The sequence below is a fragment of the Pseudomonas sp. 2822-17 genome (assembly GCF_002742485.1).
GTDB classification, from domain to species: Bacteria; Pseudomonadota; Gammaproteobacteria; order Pseudomonadales; family Pseudomonadaceae; genus Aquipseudomonas; species Aquipseudomonas cyclaminis.
Genome location: NZ_LJRZ01000300.1, coordinates 333,038 through 352,410, shown reverse-complemented (window position 1 = coordinate 352,410; position 19,373 = coordinate 333,038). Strand labels below are relative to the sequence as shown.

The following is a 19,373-nucleotide window of genomic DNA, read 5'->3' as shown; positions in this document are numbered from 1 at the left end:
ACTAGATAATCGCGCGCTACGGGGATCAGCGTTGTTTGGTCCATTTTTGACTTAGGTAGAGACTTGTCCGACATCCATTGGGGAATCATTTTGACCCAGGGGAGTCGGAACAATGCTCGCCAACCTGGCATATAGATAGCTGGCCGTTGGTTTTTTGATCTGTTTTCGGCGAGGGTTGCTCGTGATTGTTAGTCCCTGTAATGCACCAAAATTGTCTGCCAAACGGTTACGAAACGCACTGGTAACGGGCTCTGCCCTGTTTTGCCTGTTCGGCGCGGGTCAACTGTGGGCATTCAGTCTGGATGATGTGTCGGCCAAGGCAAAAGAGCTGGCCGGGCAGAAATACGAAGCTCCGCGCAGCAATCTGCCGAACGAATTCCGCGAGATGAAATTCGCGGACTACCAGAAGATTCGTTTCCGCAATGAAAAAGCCGAGTGGGCCGATCAGAACACCCCGTTCAAGCTGTCCTTCTATCACCAGGGTATGCACTTCGATACACCGGTGAAAATCAACGAAGTCACGGCTGACAGCGTCCAGGAAATCAAATACGACCCGTCGCGTTTCGATTTCGGCGATGTGAAATTTGATCCTAAAGCCACCGAACAACTGGGTTATGCCGGTTTCCGTGTCTTGTTCCCGATCAACAAGAGCGACAAGCAAGACGAAATCATGACCATGCTCGGCGCGAGCTATTTCCGTGTCGTCGGCAAGGACCAGGTGTATGGCCTGTCTGCCCGTGGCATGGCGATCGACACCGCGCTGCCGTCTGGTGAAGAGTTCCCGCGTTTCACCGAGTTCTGGATCGAGCGTCCAAAACCGGGTGACAAGCACCTGGTGATCTTTGCCCTGCTCGATTCCCCACGTGCGACCGGCGCCTATCGCCTGATCCTGCGTCCGGGCACCGACACTGTAGTCGACGTGAAATCCCAGATGTTCCTGCGCGACAAGGTCAGCAAACTGGGCGTTGCCCCGCTGACCAGCATGTTCCTGTTTGGCGCGAACCAGCCGTCCAAGGTGCTCAACTACCGTCGCGAACTGCACGACTCCAGCGGTCTGTCGATCCATGCCGGCAACGGCGAGTGGATCTGGCGCCCACTGAACAACCCTAAACACCTGTCGGTCAGCAACTTCACCGTAGAGAACCCGCGTGGTTTCGGTCTGCTGCAACGCGGTCGCAACTTCAGCCATTACGAAGACCTGGACGACAACTACGACAAGCGCCCAAGCGCCTGGATCGAGCCTGAAGGTGACTGGGGCAAGGGTTCCGTCGATCTGGTCGAGATCCCGACCGCCGATGAAACCAACGACAACATTGTTGCCTTCTGGAGCCCGGCTGAATTGCCGAAAGTCGGCGAGCCGCTGGAAGTCGCCTACCGCCTGCACTGGACCCTGGACGACGCCGCGTTCCACTCGCCGGACAGCGCCTGGGTCAAGCAGACCCTGCGTTCCACGGGTGACGTGAAGCAATCCAACCTGATCCGTCAGCCCGATGGCAGCGTTGCCTATCTGGTGGACTTCGAAGGTCCGTCCCTGAAGAAACTGCTGCCGGACGCCCCGGTGCGCAGCCAGGTGAGCGTGGGTGACAACGCTGAACTGGTAGAAAACAGCGTGCGTTACAACGAACACACCAAAGGCTGGCGCCTGACCCTGCGCATGAAGATCAAGGACGCGGGCAAACCGACCGAAATGCGTGCGGCCCTGGTCCAGGACATCCCGCAGGCTGAGCCCGAGAAGGTGTCGAGCCAAGTGCTCAAGGCTGACAAGGTCCTGGCCAAGCAACACGAGAAACAGGCCAAGAAAGACGCCAAGGACAAGGAAGCCAAGCAGCCAGAAGCTGCCCCAGCCACGCCGGAGCCGATCAAGACCGAGCAAGTCCTGACCGAAACCTTGAGCTATCAGTTGCCTGCCGATGAGTAATTCTCAAGTCACGCCAGAGACTCTGTCCGAGTATCTGGCGCATCTCCCGATGACCGCTGAGCAGCGCGCCGAACTGGCGGGCTGCACATCCTTCACCGAGTTGCACGAGCGTTTGTCGTCCGCAACCTTTGACGCGCCCGTCGATGCCGCCCAGGCGTCGGTTGGCCGCCGCTTGACCCTGAGCACCGCCGAAGAGCTGCAAGACGCCGAAATGCTGGCGCTCGACGCCAGCGGTCGCGTGTGCCTCAAGGCCACGCCGCCGATCCGCCGCACCCGCGTGGTGCCGGAGCCGTGGCGTACCAATATCCTGGTGCGCGGCTGGCGCCGTATTACTGGCCGCAGCAACCCGCCGGCGCCGCCGAAGGATGAACGCGTATTGCCGGCTGCACGCTGGCGTACCGTGGGTTCGATCCGTCGCTACATCCTGCTGGTGCTGATGCTCGGCCAGACCATCGTTGCCGGCTGGTACATGAAAGGCATCATGCCGTACCAAGGCTGGTCGCTGGTCGACTTCGACGAAATCCGCAACCAGACCCTGCTGCAAACCGCCACCCAAGTACTGCCTTACGCTCTGCAAACCAGCATCCTGATCATGTTCGGGATCTTGTTCTGCTGGGTGTCGGCCGGTTTCTGGACGGCGTTGATGGGCTTCCTGGAGCTGCTTACCGGTCACGATAAATACCGGATCTCCGGTAAAAGTGCCGGTGATGAGCCGATTCCGAAAGACGCCCGTACCGCGCTGGTAATGCCGATCTGCAACGAAGACGTGCCGCGTGTATTCGCCGGTTTACGTGCGACGTTCGAATCGGTGGCCGCTACCGGTGACCTGGACCGCTTCGACTTCTTCGTGCTCAGCGACAGTAATGACGCCGACATCTGCATCGCCGAACAGCAAGCCTGGCTCGACGTGTGCCGCGAAGCCAGTGGCTTCGGCAAGATCTTCTATCGCCGCCGTCGCCGCCGCGTAAAGCGCAAGAGCGGCAACCTCGACGACTTCTGCCGTCGCTGGGGCGGTGACTATAAGTACATGGTCGTGCTCGACGCGGACTCCGTGATGAGCGGCGAATGCCTGACCAGCCTGGTGCGCCTGATGGAAGCGACGCCGGATGCCGGGATTATCCAGACCGCGCCGCGTGCGTCGGGCATGGACACCCTGTATGCGCGCATGCAGCAGTTCGCAACCCGCGTGTACGGCCCGCTGTTCACCGCCGGCCTGCACTTCTGGCAGTTGGGTGAATCCCACTACTGGGGCCACAACGCGATCATCCGCATGAAGCCGTTCATCGAGCACTGCGCCCTGGCGCCGTTGCCGGGTAAAGGTGCGTTCGCCGGTTCGATCCTGTCCCACGACTTCGTTGAAGCCGCGCTGATGCGCCGTGCCGGCTGGGGCGTGTGGATTGCCTATGACCTGCCGGGCAGCTACGAAGAACTGCCGCCGAACCTGCTGGATGAACTCAAGCGTGACCGTCGCTGGTGCCACGGTAACCTGATGAACTTCCGCCTGTTCCTGGTCAAGGGCATGCACCCGGTGCACCGCGCGGTGTTCCTGACGGGGGTGATGTCGTACCTGTCGGCGCCGTTGTGGTTCCTGTTCCTGGTGCTGTCCACGGCCTTGCTGGCGGTGAATACACTGATGGAGCCGCAGTACTTCATGGCTCCGCGCCAGTTGTACCCACTGTGGCCGCAATGGCATCCGGACAAGGCGGTGGCGCTGTTCTCCACCACCATCGTGCTGCTGTTCCTGCCCAAGTTGCTGAGCATCATCCTGATCTGGGCCAAGGGCGCGAAAGAGTTCGGCGGCAAGTTCAAGGTGACCCTGTCGATGCTGCTGGAGATGCTGTTCTCCATGCTGCTGGCGCCGGTGCGGATGATCTTCCACACCCGTTTCGTCCTTGCCGCGTTCCTCGGCTGGGCTGCGACCTGGAACTCGCCGCAGCGTGACGACGACTCCACGCCATGGAGCGAAGCGGTCAAGCGCCACGGTCCGCAAACTGTGCTGGGCTTCCTGTGGGCGCTACTGGTGGTGTGGTTGAACCCGAGCTTCCTGTGGTGGCTGGTGCCGATCGTGGGTTCGCTGATGCTGTCGATCCCGGTGTCGGTGATCTCCAGCCGGGTCAAGCTGGGCCTCAAGTCCCGCGACGAGAGCCTGTTCCTGATCCCTGAGGAGTACAACCCGCCGCAAGCGCTGCTGTCGACGGAGAAGTACACCCACGAAAACCGCTGGCACGCCCTCAATGACGGGTTTGTGCGGTCGGTGGTCGACCCGCAGCAGAACGCCCTGGCCTGTGCCTTGGCGACCTCGCGTCACCGTGAGGCCGAGCCGATCGAGTACCTGCGTACCGAACGTGTTCGTCATGCGTTGAAAGTCGGCCCTGCCGGCCTCAACAACGGCGAGCGCCTGGCCTTGCTCAGTGACCCGGTGGCCTTGGCCCGCCTGCACGAGCAGGTCTGGAGCGAAGGGCATGCCGAGTGGCTCGCCGCTTGGCGTGACTCGATCAAGGCCGACCCGCACGCGCCGTTGCTACCGTTGCAACCGCTGTCGTCCCAGGCCCAACCGGCCTGATTCAGACACCCCCGAGGGCACACCTCGGGGGTGTTTCAAACGCTGGTCCTACAGCGTTTTTCGTATCTTCTTTGTCTTTCTAACCCCTTGTTATTTCGAAACAAAAGACCCTCGTTCGAGGCGTTTTTGCGTGCCCGCGACTGGGTTAGGATCGCCCCCCAAATATGTCTCGGCCACGGGGGATTCATGCTCAAAAGGTATTGTTCGGCATTGCTGATAGGCGCTGCCGCATTGATTCACATCAGCCAGTTACACGCGGGCGCAATTGACGACGCAGTCCGGCGTGGCGTGCTGAAAGTCGGCACCACGCCCACCTACATCCCCTTTGAAATGACCGATAAACAGGGGCGCATCGTCGGTTTTGAAATCGACTTGCTCAAGGTCATGAGCCAGGCGCTGGGGGTGGAGCTTGAGTTGGTCTCAGTGCCCTATACCGCGCTGTTGCCGGGGTTGAAGGCGAAAAAATTCGACTTGATAGGCAGTGGCATGACGGTCACCCAGCAGCGCAATCTGACGCTGAATTTCAGCGACTCCTTCATCGTGGTGGGCCAGACCGTGCTGCTGCACCCGAGCTTGGCAGGCAAGGTCACCAGCGTTGAGGACCTGGACGATGCCAGCTACAGGATCGCTACCACCGAAGGCACCACCGGCGAGGCTGCAGCGCGGAGGTTTCTGGGGGCCGCTCGGCTGAGCAGCTTTGCGACGCCGGAAGAAGGCGTACGCCAGGTGGTAGAGGGCGTGGCCGATGCCTTTATCCATGATGCGCCCTACAACCTGATCGCATTGAGCCGGCCCGAGAACAGCGCGCTGCTGTCCCTGGAGCAGCCGTTTACCTTTGAACCCCTGGCGTTTGGTGTGAGAAAAGGCGACTTCGACAGCCTCAACTGGATCAACCATTTCCTCAATCAGGTTGCTCAGGACGGGACGTACGATCGTCTGCATGACCGGTGGTTCAAAGACACGGCCTGGGTGGAGGACATCGACTGAAAGTCATACCTTCTTACACATCAATCCGTTGGTGAAACGGCCCACGCACCTGTCTATCCCAGCGCTTCACTGCTGCCTGTAGGGCTTATCCGACATACGCCGATAACAATTACTGGTGAAACCTTTGTGACAGGCAACGAGTGGGGTAGGATCGCACCCCGAAATGGTGCAGCCGTTTTGCGCGCCGACCTTATAAGAATCGTTTTGGGGACTTGATGATGAAAAAGTATCTATCGATGCTGCTGCTTGGCGTCACGGCGCTGGTCGCTGCCAATGCGGCCCAGGCCGGTGCCATTGATGATGCGGTCAAGCGCGGCACGCTGAAAGTCGGCATGGACCCGACTTACATGCCGTTCGAAATGACGGACAAGCGCGGTGAAATCATCGGCTTCGAAGTCGACATCCTCAAGGCCATGGCCAAGTCCATGGGCGTCAAGCTGGAGCTGGTTTCCACTGGCTATGACGGCATTATCCCGGCCTTCCTCACCGGCAAGTTCGACATGATCGGCAGCGGGATGACCCTGACCCAGGAGCGCAACCTGCGCCTGAACTTCAGCGAACCCTTCATCGTGGTCGGCCAGACCCTGCTGATCCGCAAGGAATTGGAAGGCACCATCAAGTCCTACAAAGACCTGAACGACGAAAAATACCGCCTGACCTCCAAGCTGGGCACTACCGGTGAGATGGTCGCCAAGAAGCTGATTTCCAAAGCCAAGTACCACGGCTACGACAATGAGCAGGAAGGCGTGCTGGACGTGGTCAACGGCAAGGCCGATGCCTTTGTGTATGACGCACCGTACAACGTGGTTGCCGAGAAGAAAGTCGGCAACGGCAAGCTGGTGTTCCTGGACGAACCCTTCACCTTCGAACCCTTGGCGTTTGGCCTGAAGAAAGGCGATTACGATAGCATCAACTTCATCAACAACTTCCTGCACCAGATCAGGAACGACGGCACCTACGATCGCATCCATGACAAGTGGTTCAAGAGCTCCGAGTGGCTCAAGGACATGGAATAAGTTCGGCGAAGTACCGAGTCGCGCCCTTCGCGAGCAAGCCCGCTCCCACATGTGACCGAGTTCCAACATGAGAATGCGGTCAAAATGTGGGAGGGGGCTTGCCCCCGATGACGGCCTGCCAGGCGACACATAACCCGGAACCTGAAATGAAACAGAAAAAAGCCCAATGGCCGTGGCACCTGCTGACCGTGGTCGTGCTGGTCGGTCTGGCCGGCGCTTTGTACTACGCCACTTCGCTGATGTCCTACGAATGGCGCTGGAACCGCGTGCCGCAATACTTCGCGTACCAGGCCGAAGAAGCCCAGCGGGCAGCGGATATCTCCACCGTCATTGACCTGGTCCGCAAAGGTGACGTGGCCGAAGTGACCCTGCGCAACGACGCAGGCGCCGAGCAGAAAGTGACGGTCGCCGACAACAGTCTGCAAGTGTCACGCGGCGACGATGTCGCCGAAGGTGATGTTATTGGTGTGAATCGTCATTGGGCCCTGGGCCCGCTGATGTGGGGTTTGTGGACCACGCTGTGGCTGTCTGTTGTCTCCGGGATTCTCGGTTTGGCGATTGGCCTTGCTACCGGTTTGTGCCGACTTTCGAACAACCCGACCTTGCGCGATCTGTCGACGATCTACGTCGAACTGGTACGCGGCACCCCATTGTTGGTGCAGATCTTCATTTTCTATTTCTTTATCGGCACGGTGCTTAACCTGTCCCGTGAATTTGCCGGGATCGCCGCGCTCTCTTTGTTCACCGGCGCCTATGTGGCGGAAATCGTTCGTGCGGGTGTGCAGTCCATCACCCGTGGCCAGAACGAAGCCGCACGCTCGCTCGGCCTGAGTGCCGGCCAGTCGATGCGCCATGTGGTGCTGCCGCAAGCCTTCAAGCGCGTACTGCCGCCCCTGGCAGGGCAGTTCATCAGCTTGGTGAAAGACACCTCGCTGGTCTCGGTGATCGCCATTACCGAACTGCTCAAGAGCGGTCGTGAGGTAATCACTACCTCGTTCTCGCCGTTTGAAATCCTGTTCTGCGTCGCAGGCCTGTACCTGCTGATCAACCTGCCGCTGTCGAAAATGGCCAGCCGGCTTGAGCGGAGGCTCGCCCAAAGTGATTGAAGTCCGCGATCTGGTAAAAGTCTTCGACACCCGTGGCCATGTGGTACGCGCGGTGGACCACGTGACCACCCAGGTGGCCAAGGGCGAAGTGCTGGTGGTGATCGGCCCGTCCGGCTCTGGCAAGTCCACCTTCCTGCGCTGCCTCAATGGCCTGGAGGAGTTCGACTCGGGTTCGGTGAGCATCGACGGCCTGCAGTTGGCCGACCCGAAAACCGACGTGAACGCCTATCGCCGTGAAGTCGGCATGGTGTTCCAGCACTTCAATCTGTTCCCCCACATGACGGTCTTGGAAAACCTGTGCCTGGCGCAAAAAGTCGTGCGCAAGCGCGGCAAGCAGGAGCGTGAAGCCAAGGCCCTGGCCCTGCTGGAAAAGGTCGGCATTGCGCAAAAGGCCAACGAATTCCCATCCCGGCTTTCCGGCGGCCAGCAACAGCGCGTGGCGATTGCCCGGGCGTTGGCGATGGAACCCAAGGTGATGCTGTTCGACGAGCCCACCTCGGCCCTGGACCCGGAAATGGTCGGCGAAGTGCTGGACGTGATGAAGACCCTGGCCCTGGAAGGCATGACCATGGTCTGCGTCACCCACGAGATGGGCTTTGCCCGCGAGGTAGCGGACCGCGTGCTGTTCTTCGATCATGGCAAGTTGCTGGAAGATGCAGCGCCGGCCGAGTTCTTTGATGCGCCAAAAGACCCACGTGCCCAGGCGTTCCTGCGTCAGGTGCTGTAGGCACACGCCGTTCAGACCTTGAACCTTCCTACACACTGCTGCAGATCCGTTCCCAGTCGCGCCAACTCGATACTCGCTGCCGCCGTTTGCTCACTGGCGGCAGCGGTTTGTTCCGAGACGTCGCGCACTTTCAATACGCTGCGATTGATCTCTTCGGCGACCAGGCTTTGCTCCTCGGCCGCTGCGGCAATCTGCGGGTTCATTTCCTGGATGAGCGCCACGGTTCTGGCGATCTCCGTCAGGGCGTCCCCGGCGTTGCGGGTCAGGCCGACGCTGTTGTCAGTGAGCGTTCGGCTGTAGTCCATGATGTCGGCAGCCTGTTGCGTGCCGCTGTGCAAGCCACCAATCAACTCTTCGATTTCCTCAGCCGACTGCTGGGTCCGCTGGGCGAGGCTGCGCACCTCATCGGCGACCACCGCGAAGCCTTGGCCGGCTTCACCGGCCCGTGCCGCTTCTATCGCGGCGTTGAGCGCCAACAGGTTGGTCTGCTGCGACACCGACTTGATCACATCCAGCACGCTGCCGATCTTCTGGCTTTCGCGTTGCAGGCCCAGCATGGCTTCGCTGGAACGGGCCATCTCGTGGGCCAGGTGTTCAATTTGCGCCACGGCATCCATCACCACCTGATCGCCCAGTTCCGCCTGTTGAGTGGCCTGGCTGGCGGCGATCGACGCTTGCTCTGCGTGGCGCGCGACTTCCTGGGCGGTGGCCAGCATCTGGTTCATGGCCGTCGCCACCTGCTCGGTTTCATCGCGCTGGTTATTCACTCCGGCGCGGGTCTGTTCGGTGACGGTAGAGAGTTCCTCGGCGGCGCTGGCGATTTGCCGCGCGTTGTCGCTGATGTTGCCGATCAGCCCACGCAGGTTCAGCGTCATTTGGCTCATGCTGCGTTGTAGCTGGCCTAGCTCGTCGCGACGCTGTGTCTGCACATCGTGGCTCAGATCGCCCTCGGCAATGCGATTGGCCAGCGACAGCGCCTTGCGCAGCGGGTGCACGATTTGCCCGGCGATCACCCAGGCGGCCAAGGCGCCCAAGAGCAGGGCAGCCGCGGCGATGCCCAAGGTCTGAATGCGCGCTTGTTCGGCTTCGCGGTCGCGTCGTTGGGTCTGGTCCTGGCTCAAGAGGTCACTTTGTGTGAGCAACTGATCCAACTGCTGCTCCAACTGGTTATGTGCACGTTCGGTCGTGAGTTGGATGTCCTTGAGCCGGGTTAGGTGGGTGCGCACACTCAGTACGGCATTTTTGAGCGCCCCGCTGTCGACCGACAGCTTCGCCACGTCAGCTTGGGCGAGTTCAAGGCCTCGCTCAGCGTCAACCACGGCTTGGTCATACGCGTCCAGTGAGCTGGACGCCCAGGCTGGACTCTTGGCACGGTCTTCGGCCTGCTCCATGGCCTGGCGCAGGTTTTCGACGGCCTCCAGGGCTTTTTCGTCGTCCTGATCAGGCAAGTCGCTGGTCAGCTGTGCCAGGACATCGCCAGCACGAGTGGTGCTCTGTGTCAGTTGTCCGCGGGCATTTTCGCGTTTTTCCACCAGCGCAGGCACGCCCTTGAGGGTGGATTTGAAGGTGGCGGAAATCCGCGTCATCTCCTGCAAGTATTGAAGGGACTTTGGCACCTTGAGTCGGTTGGACAGCTCCGTCAGGGTCCCGTCGACTTTCTCCATGCTGGCGCTCAATCGACTGAGGCTGTTGCCCTCGTCCAGAGTGCGGTAGAGGATTCTGTCGGCGCGCAGTTCTTCGCCAGCCACCGCCAGTTGCGCCAGCACGGTCAAGGTTTGTGAGCGGTAAAGGGACGCTGCCAATGCTTGCCAGCCGGTCACGGCAATGACAAGGCTCAGGGCCAGTACCAGGGCGAAACCCAGGACCAGTTTGAGGGTGACACTGGCGTTACCCAGCAGGTGAGTCATTCGACCAAACATGATTGACCTCCGACAAGCGAGCTAACGGGTGTAGTTCGATGAACTCACTTGAACGCTAGTGACTTTGAAGGTCGGGTGGGCCTGAAAAACGTGTAGGAAATTTCACAGATTGCAGGCGGCGACCCAGGGCAGGTCGCCGCGCGGGGAGGTGGGTCAGACGCGGAAGCGACCGACCAGTGCTTGCAGGTGGGTGCCCAGGCGCGCCAGTTCGGTGCTTGACGCGGCGGTTTCTTCACTGGCTGCAGCCGTCTGCTCCGAGACGTCGCGCACGTTCAGCACACTGCGGTTGATTTCTTCCGCCACGGCGCTTTGCTGTTCGGCGGCGGTGGCGATCTGGGAGTTCATCGCCTGGATGGTCGAGACGGTACGGGTGATGTTCTCCAGCGCGCTGCCGGCGCGGCGGGTCAGTTCGACGCTGCTGTCGGTGAGGTTGCGGCTGTTGTCCATGATGGTCGCGACCTGTTGCGTGCCGCTCTGCAGGCCGGCAATCAGCTCTTCGATCTCTTCGGTGGACTTCTGGGTGCGCTGGGCCAGGCTGCGCACTTCATCGGCCACCACGGCGAAGCCACGTCCGGCTTCACCGGCGCGGGCGGCTTCAATCGCCGCGTTGAGCGCCAGCAGGTTGGTTTGCTGGGCCACGGACTTGATCACGTCGAGCACGCTGCCGATCTTGTCGCTTTCGCGTTTCAGGTCGCCCATGGCGACCGTGGAGTTGCCAACCTCAGTGGCCAGGCGCTCGATCTGGGCGATGGCTTCACCGACCACCTTGTCGCCTTCGCGGGCCTGCTGGTCAGCTGCTGCGGCGGCTTCGGAGGCTTCTTCGGCATTGCGTGCGACTTCCTGCACGGTGGCGGCCATCTCGTTCATCGCGGTGGCCACCTGGTCGGTCTCGACTTTCTGGCTGTTGACCCCGGCGCTGGTCTGTTCGGTGACGGCCGACAGTTGCTCGGCAGCGCTGGCGATCTGGGTCACGCCTTCGCTGATGCCGCCGATCAACTCGCGCAGGCCTACGGTCATGCTCTGCATGGCCCGTTGCAACTGGCCGAGTTCGTCCTGGCGCAACGAGGTCAGGTTATGGCTCAGGTCGCCGGAGGCAACGCGCTCGGCGACCTGGAGGGTCTGGTCCAACGGGATGATGATCTGGCGGGTGATCGCCCAGGCAGCCACCAGGCCAAAGATCAACGCCAGCACGGTAGCCAGCAGCAGAAGGTACTTGGCTTGTGCGGCGTCGGTATCGCGCACCACCGTTTGGGAAATGGTCAGCTTGTCGCTGTGACCCAGCAGTAGATCGCCTTGTGCGGTCATGATCTTGAGGGCAGCTGCGTTGGCCACCTGCGAGTCACGGTACTGGCTGACAGCGGCGCGGTAGGCTTGCAGCGAAACGCTGGCCTGTTGCAGATTGGTCGAATATTGCTCGGGCAGTTGGCCGTTGAGGCTGGCGATTTTTTTCAGGGCGTTGTCGATGGCATCCAGTGCCGGCTGCTCGGCTTCGACCTTGCCGCTGTAGGTGTAGCCGCGCACCTGGAAGCGCGCCTGCTGGATCAGCTTGCTCACGTCCACCACGCTGTTGAACAGGCTGACGCTGTCGCCTTGCAGCAACGACTTTTCGATCTCGTTGATTTTGACGACCGCATTGTCGGCGGTATCGCCCAGCTTGCTGCGGGCGTTTTCGCGGTTGGCGCCAGCCTGCACCATGTCGCTGAAAGCGCGCTTGTACTGGTCCACAGCGGCCAACTGTTCATCGACCAGGGCCGTGTCGGCGGGTTGTTCAATCAGCGTGCGGGCGGTCTTGAGGCCGCTGTCGAGCTTGTTCAGTAACTCGCTGACCGCGCCCGGGCCTTGTTCGCCACGACGCATGTCATAGTCCAGGCGTGCGAGACGCAAGTCCTTGGTCAACCCATTGAGGCTGGAGATAAAGCCCAGCTTGTCACCGCGACTGATCACATCGCCCAGGCCTTTCCAGCCGGTGAGGGTGATCATCACTGTGAGCAGTAATACCAGGCCGAAGCCTACGCCCAGTTTGGTTTTGACGCTGACATTCCCCAGCTTTTCGGCTAACCAACGATACATGCTGCGAACTCCCGTGGAACAAGGCTTGGACTTATTCAGGAGTTATCGGCACGGTTCCGGGATTCTGTAGCGATGCAGACCAATGTGGGAGGGGGGCAAGCCCTCTCCCACATTGGATGTGTGGTGTGTTTAGAACAGGCGGGCGAGGAGGGCCGTCACGGCGGTTTCGACCCGCAGGATCCGGGCGCCGAGTTGCACCGGCTGCAAGCCGGCCTTGGCCAGCAGGTCGACTTCGTAGGGAATCCAACCGCCTTCGGGGCCGATGGCGAGGGTCACCGGCTCATCCAGCCCGCGGGGGCACGCTGGATAATCACCGGGATGGCCAATCAGGCCCAGGGTGCCTTCGGTCAGGGCCGGCAGGCGGTCTTCGACGAACGGCTTGAAGCGTTTTTCGATGATGATCTCGGGCAACACCGTGTCCCGCGCCTGTTCCAGGCCGAGGATCAGTTGCTCGCGAATCGCTTCGGGCTCCAGGAACGGGGTTTGCCAGAAGCTCTTTTCCACCCGGTAGCTGTTGACCAGCACCACCTTCGGCACACCCATGGCGGCCACGGTTTGCAGCACCCGGCGCAGCATTTTCGGGCGCGGCAGGGCCAGCAGCAGGGTCAGGGGCAGCTTGGTCGGCGGCGGTTGGTCGAAGCTCACTTGCAGTTCGGCTTCACTGGCTTCCAGGCGCAGCAATTGCGCGGCGCCCATCAACCCGCCGATGCGCCCCACGCGCAGGCTGTCGCCTACGGCGGCGCGGTGGACTTCCTGCATATGCACCAGGCGTCGATCACGCAGGATCACCCGGTCGGCCGCGATAAAGTCGGCCTCTTCAAGCAGCAGCAGGTTCACGGCTGGGTCGCTGGCGGCTGGTCGTCGTCGGCGGGTTGGTCATCCGGGTGTTCGCCACGCTTGCTGATCAAACCGCTGAACAGGATGCCGATCTCGAACAGCATCCACATCGGCACGGCCAGCAGGGTCTGGGAGAAGATGTCCGGCGGCGTCAGGATCATGCCGACCACGAAGCAGCCGATGATCACGTACGGGCGGATCTTCTTCAGATAGGCCACGTTGACCACGCCGATCCACACCAGCAACACCACCGCCACCGGGATTTCGAAGGCCACGCCAAAGGCGAAGAACAGCGTCATCACGAAGTCGAGGTAGCTGGTGATGTCGGTCATCATCTCCACGCCGGCCGGAGTGGCAGCGGCGAAGAACTTGAAGATCAACGGGAACACCAGGAAGTAGGCGAACGCCATGCCGGTGTAGAACAACAGGATGCTCGACACCAGCAGCGGCACGGCGATGCGTTTTTCGTGCTTGTACAGGCCCGGCGCAATAAAGCCCCAGATCTGATGCAGGATCACCGGGATCGCCAGGAACAGCGAGACCATCATCGTCAGTTTCAGCGGCGTGAGGAACGGCGATGACACGTCGGTGGCGATCATCGTCGCGCCGGCCGGCAGGTACTGGCGCAAGGGCGTGGAGACGAAGGTGTAGATCTGCTGGGTAAAGGCGAACAACCCGGCAAAGATGATGAAGATGGCCGCTACGCAACGCAGCAGGCGGGTACGCAGCTCGGTGAGGTGCGAGACCAGCGGCATGTGCTGGTCGTTTTCCGGTTTATCAGCGCTCATGGGGCTCGCGGCGGCAATGTAGGGTCATGGGGCGCGGGCGACGCGGCAGGCGTCGGCGCAGGCTCGGTTGGCGCGGTCGGAATCGGGGCAGCGGGCGCAGGCTCAACGGCGGGCGCGATGCTGTGCTCGGCCACGGGTTCCACCGGTCTGGCGGGTTCCTGGACGGGGGACAGAATCTTCCGGGCTTCCTGCTCCAGCGACAGAATGTGCTCGTTGTGCAGTTGCCGGCGGATCTCGTCGGCGCCGATTTCCCGTTCAACTTCCTGTTTGATCGCGTTGAAACTGCGTTTCAGGCGCCCGATCCACAGGCCGGCCGTGCGCGCGGCACCGGGTAGGCGTTCCGGCCCCAGTACCAACAGGGCCACGAGGCCGACGAGCAGCAGTTCAGAGAAGCTGATACCAAACATTAGTCAGTGCTCACGAGTCTTTGCGGGTCGGCTCTTCGACTTTCTCAGCCTGCACGTCGAAGGTGCGACGCTCGGTGATCGGCTGGGCGGCCTGCGGATGCACCGGCTGGGCCGGCGGCACCGGATTGGCGGCTGGGTCGGCAGGCTTTTCGTCGTCGTTCATGGCTTTGCGAAAGCCCTTGATCGACTCGCCCACGTCGGTGCCCAGGTTCTTGAGTTTCTTGGTGCCGAACACCAGTACCACGACCACCAGAATGACGATCCAGTGTTTCCAGTCAAAAATGCCCATGCTGCAAATCCTCTAGTCTTAGTTATTCAAGCGGACGGGCGCGAGGCCTTTTCGGCATGCCCGGACAAGCCGAAGCGACGGTCCAGTTCATCCAGTACGGCCTGTGGATGCTGCCCCAGTTGGGCGAGCATGACCAGGCTATGGAACCACAAGTCAGCGGTCTCATAGATGACATCGCTGCAGTCGCCGCTGATTTGTGCGTCCTTGGCGGCGATGATCGTCTCGACGGACTCTTCGCCGAGCTTTTCCAGAATCTTGTTCAGGCCCTTGTGGTACAGGCTGGCGACGTAGGAGCTGTCGGCGTCCGCACCTTTGCGGTCTTCCAGCACCTGGGCCACGCGGTTCAGGGTATCGCTCATGATCAGTGTCCTGCGGAGTAAATGGCGTGCGGGTCTTTGAGCACCGGCTCTACAACCTTCCATTCGCCGTTCTCGAATACGCGGTAGAAGCAGCTGTGACGGCCGGTGTGGCAGGCGATATCGCCAATCTGCTCGACCTTGAGGATCACCACGTCGGCGTCACAGTCGATGCGCATCTCGTGCAGGGTCTGCACGTGCCCGGACTCTTCGCCCTTGCGCCACAGTTTGCCACGCGAACGTGACCAGTAAATGGCGCGCTGCTCAGTGGCGGTGAGGCTCAGGGCCTCGCGGTTCATCCAGGCCATCATCAGCACGCGCCCGGTCTTGTAGTCCTGGGCAATGGCCGGCACCAGGCCGTCACTGTCCCACTTGATCTCGTCCAGCCAGTCTTTCATGTTCGGCTCCGGCAATTTGCGACAGTGTATAACCGGATTGGCTATCGACGCACGATCAGATAAACACCCACGGCGACCATGATCCCCGCTGGCCAATGGCCCAATTGATTCAACGGCCCGCCAATCGCCAGCATCACCCCGCCCACCAGGTGCGCCGCGCCGAGCAGGCGCAGGAACCAGTCGTCCTTGCGCTTGCGCCATGGTGGTTCCGGGTCCTTGGCGTGGGGCTGGGACATGCGTTCCAGCAGGTCGCGGGTCATGTTGGCCAGGTGCGGCAGTTGCTCCATCTGGCTGTGGAGGTTGCCCAGCACGGTTTTCGGGCTCATGCGCTCGCGCATCCAGCGTTCCAGGAACGGCTGGGCGGTGTTCCACAGGTCGAGGTCCGGGTACAACTGACGGCCCAGGCCTTCGATGTTGAGCAAGGTTTTTTGCAGCAGGACCAACTGCGGCTGCACTTCCATATTGAAGCGCCGCGCCGTCTGGAACAGGCGCATCAGCACCTGGCCAAAGGAGATGTCCTTCAACGGTTTTTCAAAGATCGGTTCGCATACGGTGCGGATAGCGGCTTCGAACTCGTTGAGTTTGGTTTCCGCCGGAACCCAACCTGAATCAATGTGCAACTGCGCCACTCGGCGGTAGTCACGCTTGAAGAAGGCGAACAGGTTGCGCGCCAGGTAGTCCTGGTCTTCCGGCGTCAGGCTGCCGACGATGCCGCAGTCGATCGCAATATACTGCGGGCTCCACGGGTTGACGGTGCTGACAAAGATGTTGCCCGGGTGCATGTCGGCGTGGAAGAAGCTGTCGCGGAACACCTGGGTGAAGAAGATCTCCACGCCGCGTTCGGCGAGCATCTTCATGTCGGTACGCTGGTCGGCCAGGGTCGCGAGGTCGGTGACCTGCACGCCGTAGATGCGCTCCATCACCAGCACCTTGGGGCGGCACCAGTCCCAATACACCTGCGGCACGTACAGCAGCGGCGAGCCTTCGAAGTTACGTTTGAGCTGGCTGGCGTTGGCGGCTTCGCGTAGCAGGTCGAGTTCGTCGTAGATGGTTTTTTCGTAGTCGGCGACCACGTCCACCGGGTGCAGCAGGCGCGCATCGGCAGAGAAACGTTCGGCGGCGCGGGCGAGGATGAACAGCCATGCCAGGTCCTGGCCGATGATCGGCTTGAGACCGGGGCGAATTACCTTCACGACCACTTCTTCGCCGGTCTTGAGCTGCGCGGCGTGGACTTGTGCCACGGAGGCTGAGGCCAGCGGCTCGACGTCGAAGCGGGTAAAGACGTCGCTGATCTTCTTGCCCAGCTGTTCTTCGATCAACGCCATCGATTGCTTGGAGTCGAACGGCGGCACGCGGTCCTGCAACAGCATCAGTTCGTCGGCGATGTCTTCGGGCAGCAGGTCGCGGCGCGTCGAGAGGATCTGCCCGAACTTGATAAAGATCGGCCCCAGGTCCTGTAGCGCCAGACGCAGACGCGCACCCCGGCTCAGCTCCAGTTGCTTGCGCGGGAACCAGCGCCACGGCAGCACATAGCGCACCGCCAGCAGGAACCACGGGAGTGGCAGGGCGAACAGCAGGTCATCAAGGCGGTAGCGGATTACGACGCGCTGGATACGAAACAAACGGCGGACGGCGAGCAGCTTCATGCGTTATCGCTTGGATCAAGGGAACGGCTCAGGCGCTCGAAGCGGGCCTCAAGGCGTTCCAGGTCGATTTTGGCCTTGTCGAGTTCGCGAAAGCGCGCTTGCGCTTCCCGTTCTCCGACCAGGGTGCGCGATTCTTCGCTCAGGTATTCGGCAAGGTTCTGGTTGAGGCTGGCGAACCCTTGCTGGTACCAGCGCGTGCGGCTGCGCAGGTGCCCGCTGATCAGTTGGGTGGCCACGGGGCCGATCCAGCGTGACAGCTCGTATTCCCAGTCCAGCTCCAGGTCTTGCAGCACGGCGGCCAGGTCCATCAGCACCGCGCTGTCACCTTCCAACGCCACTTCAGGGCTGTGCAGGATGGCGGTCTTGTTGCGGCTCAAGGCCAGGTGCAACAGGCTCGATGCCGGCGCACGCAGGGTGCAGTCGGCGTCGGCGGCCCATTGGCTGGCGAGCAGCAGGCCTTCGTCGCTGGGCAGGATAAACAGCTGCAAGGCGGGGCTGGTGCAATCGACGGCAATCACCTTGCCATTCAAATGCGCGAGCCGCGCCAGGGCGGTACTGTCCAGGCGCAGCACACGGTTGAGGCCGTGTTCGACGCTGGCGAGCAGGCCTGCGAACAGCATCAGGGCTTGATGCCGCGGTGCAGGGCGACGATGCCCGAGGTCATGTTGTGGTAGGTCACGCGGTCGAAACCGGCCTCTACCATCATCGACTTCAGGGTTTCCTGGTCGGGGTGCATGCGGATCGACTCGGCCAGGTAGCGGTAGCTCTCGGCATCATTGGTGATCAGCTTGCCCATCAATGGCATGAAGGCGAAGGAATAGGTGTCGTAGACCTTGGACATCAGCGCGTTGGTCGGCTTGGAGAACTCCAGCACCAACAGGCGTCCACCCGGCTTGAGGACGCGCAGCATAGAGCGGATCGCGTCTTCCTTGTGCGTCACGTTGCGCAGGCCGAAGGCGATGGTCACGCAGTCGAAATGGTTGTCGGGGAACGGCAGCTTTTCAGCGTCGGCCTGGACGAATTCAATATTCCCGGCCACGCCCTTGTCGAGCAGGCGGTCACGGCCAACCTTGAGCATCGAGCCGTTGATGTCCGCCAGTACCACCTGACCCGTCGGGCCGACGAGCTTGGAGAACTTGGCCGCCAGGTCGCCCGTACCGCCGGCGATGTCCAGCACGCGGTTGCCGGTGCGTACGCCCGACAACTCGATGGTGAAACGCTTCCACAGGCGGTGCATGCCGCCGGAGAGCACGTCGTTCATCAGGTCGTACTTGGCGGCGACGGAGTGAAACACCTCTGCGACTTTTTCCGCTTTCTGGCTTTCCGGGACGTTCTTGAAGCCGAAGTGAGTGGTGGGTTCGGCATCGCTGCCTTTGCGCTGATCAGTCATATCGCTGTCACCAAAAGAGAATGCGGGACATGATAATCCCCAAGGCCTGCTTTGTCTTGGCAAGGCTGCAGGTAAGATAGCTGCCCACCGAGACCTTTTGCCGCATTGAAGGCAGGCAAATCCCTATAAAGAGGAGTCATTGCAATGGCCCGTATCACCGTTGAGCGTGCACATTCCCTGGGTAAAGAAGGCGCACGGGCAAAGGCCGAGAAGTTGGCGCTCAAACTCAAGGAACAATATGGCCTGGAGCCTTCGTGGTCTGGCGACACCTTGAACCTCAAGCGTTCCGGGGTTAAAGGCACTGTATTAGTGGCGGATGATTCGCTGCGTATCGATGTGGAGTTGGGGCTGTTGATGTCGGCCATGAGCGGCACGATCAAGTCTGAAATCGAGAAAGCCCTGGATAAGGCGCTGGCCTGACCGATTGTTCTTAGGGTGCCGATTCTAATTTTCCAGCCTACTTTGTGCCCAGGCCCTCAACTCCTGTGGGCCGTTCCTCTCCCCCGATCTGCGTGAGGTGCACCATGGCCAAAGTTATCCTGAAGAAAAAAATCGACGTTCAGACCGGTGTCCTGACTGACGTTAAAACCTACGCCCGCAAGATCTGGCTGGCCGGTCTCGGTGCTTATGCGAAGGTCGGCAGTGAGGGTGGCGAGTACTTCAAAGAGCTCGTAAAGAGCGGTCAACATGTTGAAAGCAAAGGCAAAAAAGTTGCAGTTGAACAACTTGATGCCGCCAACAGTCAGATTGACCAAGTAAAGAGTAATGTCTCTGCCGTCAAAGGTCTGGTAGAAGTTCAGCTGGATAAAGTTGAAAAAGCTTTTGATACTCGTGTAGCCAGTGCCTTGAATCGAATCGGCATTGCGTCTAAACATGACGTGGAGACACTCTCTGCTAAGCTCGAAGAGCTGACGGCATTGCTCGAACGTGTCGCGCGTAAACACTAAGGAGACATC

The 19,373-nt window shown here is 60.8% G+C and carries 18 protein-coding genes and 1 pseudogene; 8 read left to right on the top strand and 11 right to left on the bottom strand.

Annotation, left to right across the window (positions count from 1 at the left end; genetic code table 11):
* Positions 1–181: 181 nt before the first annotated feature.
* The 6 genes and pseudogenes from AOA60_RS07155 (at position 182) to AOA60_RS07130 (ending at position 8,317) form a co-directional block, all read left to right on the top strand.
* Positions 182–1,918, top strand: a complete 1,737-nt coding sequence (locus tag AOA60_RS07155; RefSeq protein ID WP_099583890.1) for a glucan biosynthesis protein G — start codon at positions 182–184, stop codon at positions 1,916–1,918.
* Positions 1,911–4,483, top strand: a pseudogene (gene mdoH, locus AOA60_RS07150) (glucans biosynthesis glucosyltransferase MdoH); the annotation flags it as partial. The gene AOA60_RS07155 and the pseudogene mdoH, both read left to right, overlap by 8 nt.
* A 184-nt stretch (positions 4,484–4,667) precedes the next feature.
* Positions 4,668–5,468: a transporter substrate-binding domain-containing protein gene (locus AOA60_RS07145; RefSeq protein WP_099583833.1), complete on the top strand. Its 801-nt coding sequence runs from the start codon at positions 4,668–4,670 to the stop codon at positions 5,466–5,468.
* Between the two features lie 218 nt (positions 5,469–5,686).
* Entirely contained in the window at positions 5,687–6,484 is a 798-nt protein-coding gene (locus AOA60_RS07140; protein WP_034109369.1) for a transporter substrate-binding domain-containing protein, read from the top strand.
* 146 nt (positions 6,485–6,630) lie between these two features.
* On the top strand, positions 6,631–7,590 hold the full coding sequence (locus tag AOA60_RS07135) for an amino acid ABC transporter permease (RefSeq protein ID WP_099583832.1): 960 nt from the start codon (positions 6,631–6,633) through the stop codon (positions 7,588–7,590).
* Complete coding sequence (locus AOA60_RS07130; RefSeq protein WP_057724449.1) at positions 7,583–8,317, top strand: amino acid ABC transporter ATP-binding protein; 735 nt, start codon at positions 7,583–7,585, stop codon at positions 8,315–8,317. The genes AOA60_RS07135 and AOA60_RS07130 overlap by 8 nt, the downstream gene beginning before the upstream one ends.
* An 11-nt stretch (positions 8,318–8,328) precedes the next feature.
* Here the strand turns inward: AOA60_RS07130 and AOA60_RS07125 are convergent, their stop codons facing one another.
* The 11 genes from AOA60_RS07125 to ubiE all read right to left on the bottom strand — a co-directional run bounded on the left by AOA60_RS07125 (position 8,329) and on the right by ubiE (position 18,417).
* Entirely contained in the window at positions 8,329–10,236 is a 1,908-nt protein-coding gene (locus AOA60_RS07125) for a methyl-accepting chemotaxis protein (protein WP_099583830.1), read from the bottom strand.
* 153 nt (positions 10,237–10,389) lie between these two features.
* Positions 10,390–12,306, bottom strand: coding sequence for a methyl-accepting chemotaxis protein (locus AOA60_RS07120; protein WP_099583829.1), 1,917 nt, complete (start codon positions 12,304–12,306; stop codon positions 10,390–10,392).
* A gap of 129 nt (positions 12,307–12,435) precedes the next feature.
* Complete coding sequence (locus AOA60_RS07115; protein ID WP_099583827.1) at positions 12,436–13,143, bottom strand: 16S rRNA (uracil(1498)-N(3))-methyltransferase; 708 nt, start codon at positions 13,141–13,143, stop codon at positions 12,436–12,438.
* Positions 13,140–13,931 carry a twin-arginine translocase subunit TatC gene (gene tatC, locus AOA60_RS07110; protein WP_049710428.1) on the bottom strand — a complete coding sequence of 264 codons (792 nt, stop codon included), beginning with the start codon at positions 13,929–13,931 and terminating at the stop codon, positions 13,140–13,142. Before tatC ends, AOA60_RS07115 begins: the two co-directional genes overlap by 4 nt.
* Positions 13,928–14,338, bottom strand: a complete 411-nt coding sequence (tatB, locus tag AOA60_RS07105; RefSeq protein WP_099583826.1) for a Sec-independent protein translocase protein TatB — start codon at positions 14,336–14,338, stop codon at positions 13,928–13,930. The genes tatC and tatB overlap by 4 nt, the downstream gene beginning before the upstream one ends.
* 10 nt (positions 14,339–14,348) lie before the next feature.
* A complete protein-coding gene (locus AOA60_RS07100; RefSeq protein ID WP_017738835.1) occupies positions 14,349–14,627 on the bottom strand; it encodes a twin-arginine translocase TatA/TatE family subunit in 279 nt (92 codons plus the stop codon).
* 26 nt (positions 14,628–14,653) lie between these two features.
* On the bottom strand, positions 14,654–14,986 hold the full coding sequence (locus AOA60_RS07095; RefSeq protein WP_003209299.1) for a phosphoribosyl-ATP diphosphatase: 333 nt from the start codon (positions 14,984–14,986) through the stop codon (positions 14,654–14,656).
* A 2-nt stretch (positions 14,987–14,988) separates the two neighbouring features.
* Positions 14,989–15,381: a phosphoribosyl-AMP cyclohydrolase gene (hisI, locus tag AOA60_RS07090; protein ID WP_012721796.1), complete on the bottom strand. Its 393-nt coding sequence runs from the start codon at positions 15,379–15,381 to the stop codon at positions 14,989–14,991.
* Between the two features lie 41 nt (positions 15,382–15,422).
* A complete protein-coding gene (gene ubiB, locus AOA60_RS07085) occupies positions 15,423–17,027 on the bottom strand; it encodes a ubiquinone biosynthesis regulatory protein kinase UbiB (protein ID WP_099583824.1) in 1,605 nt (534 codons plus the stop codon).
* The gene (locus AOA60_RS07080) at positions 17,024–17,647 is read right to left on the bottom strand and encodes an SCP2 domain-containing protein (RefSeq protein WP_099583823.1); all 624 of its coding nucleotides are present in this window, start codon (positions 17,645–17,647) and stop codon (positions 17,024–17,026) included. Before AOA60_RS07080 ends, ubiB begins: the two co-directional genes overlap by 4 nt.
* The gene (ubiE, locus tag AOA60_RS07075) at positions 17,647–18,417 is read right to left on the bottom strand and encodes a bifunctional demethylmenaquinone methyltransferase/2-methoxy-6-polyprenyl-1,4-benzoquinol methylase UbiE (protein WP_003171186.1); all 771 of its coding nucleotides are present in this window, start codon (positions 18,415–18,417) and stop codon (positions 17,647–17,649) included. The genes AOA60_RS07080 and ubiE overlap by 1 nt, the downstream gene beginning before the upstream one ends.
* Before the next feature lie 144 nt (positions 18,418–18,561).
* Between ubiE and AOA60_RS07070 the strand changes: the two genes are divergently transcribed.
* Both AOA60_RS07070 and AOA60_RS07065 read left to right on the top strand, forming a co-directional pair.
* Positions 18,562–18,837 carry a polyhydroxyalkanoic acid system family protein gene (locus AOA60_RS07070; protein WP_099583821.1) on the top strand — a complete coding sequence of 92 codons (276 nt, stop codon included), beginning with the start codon at positions 18,562–18,564 and terminating at the stop codon, positions 18,835–18,837.
* A gap of 104 nt (positions 18,838–18,941) precedes the next feature.
* Positions 18,942–19,364 carry a phasin family protein gene (locus tag AOA60_RS07065; RefSeq protein WP_099583819.1) on the top strand — a complete coding sequence of 141 codons (423 nt, stop codon included), beginning with the start codon at positions 18,942–18,944 and terminating at the stop codon, positions 19,362–19,364.
* The last annotated feature ends 9 nt before the right edge of the window (positions 19,365–19,373 follow it).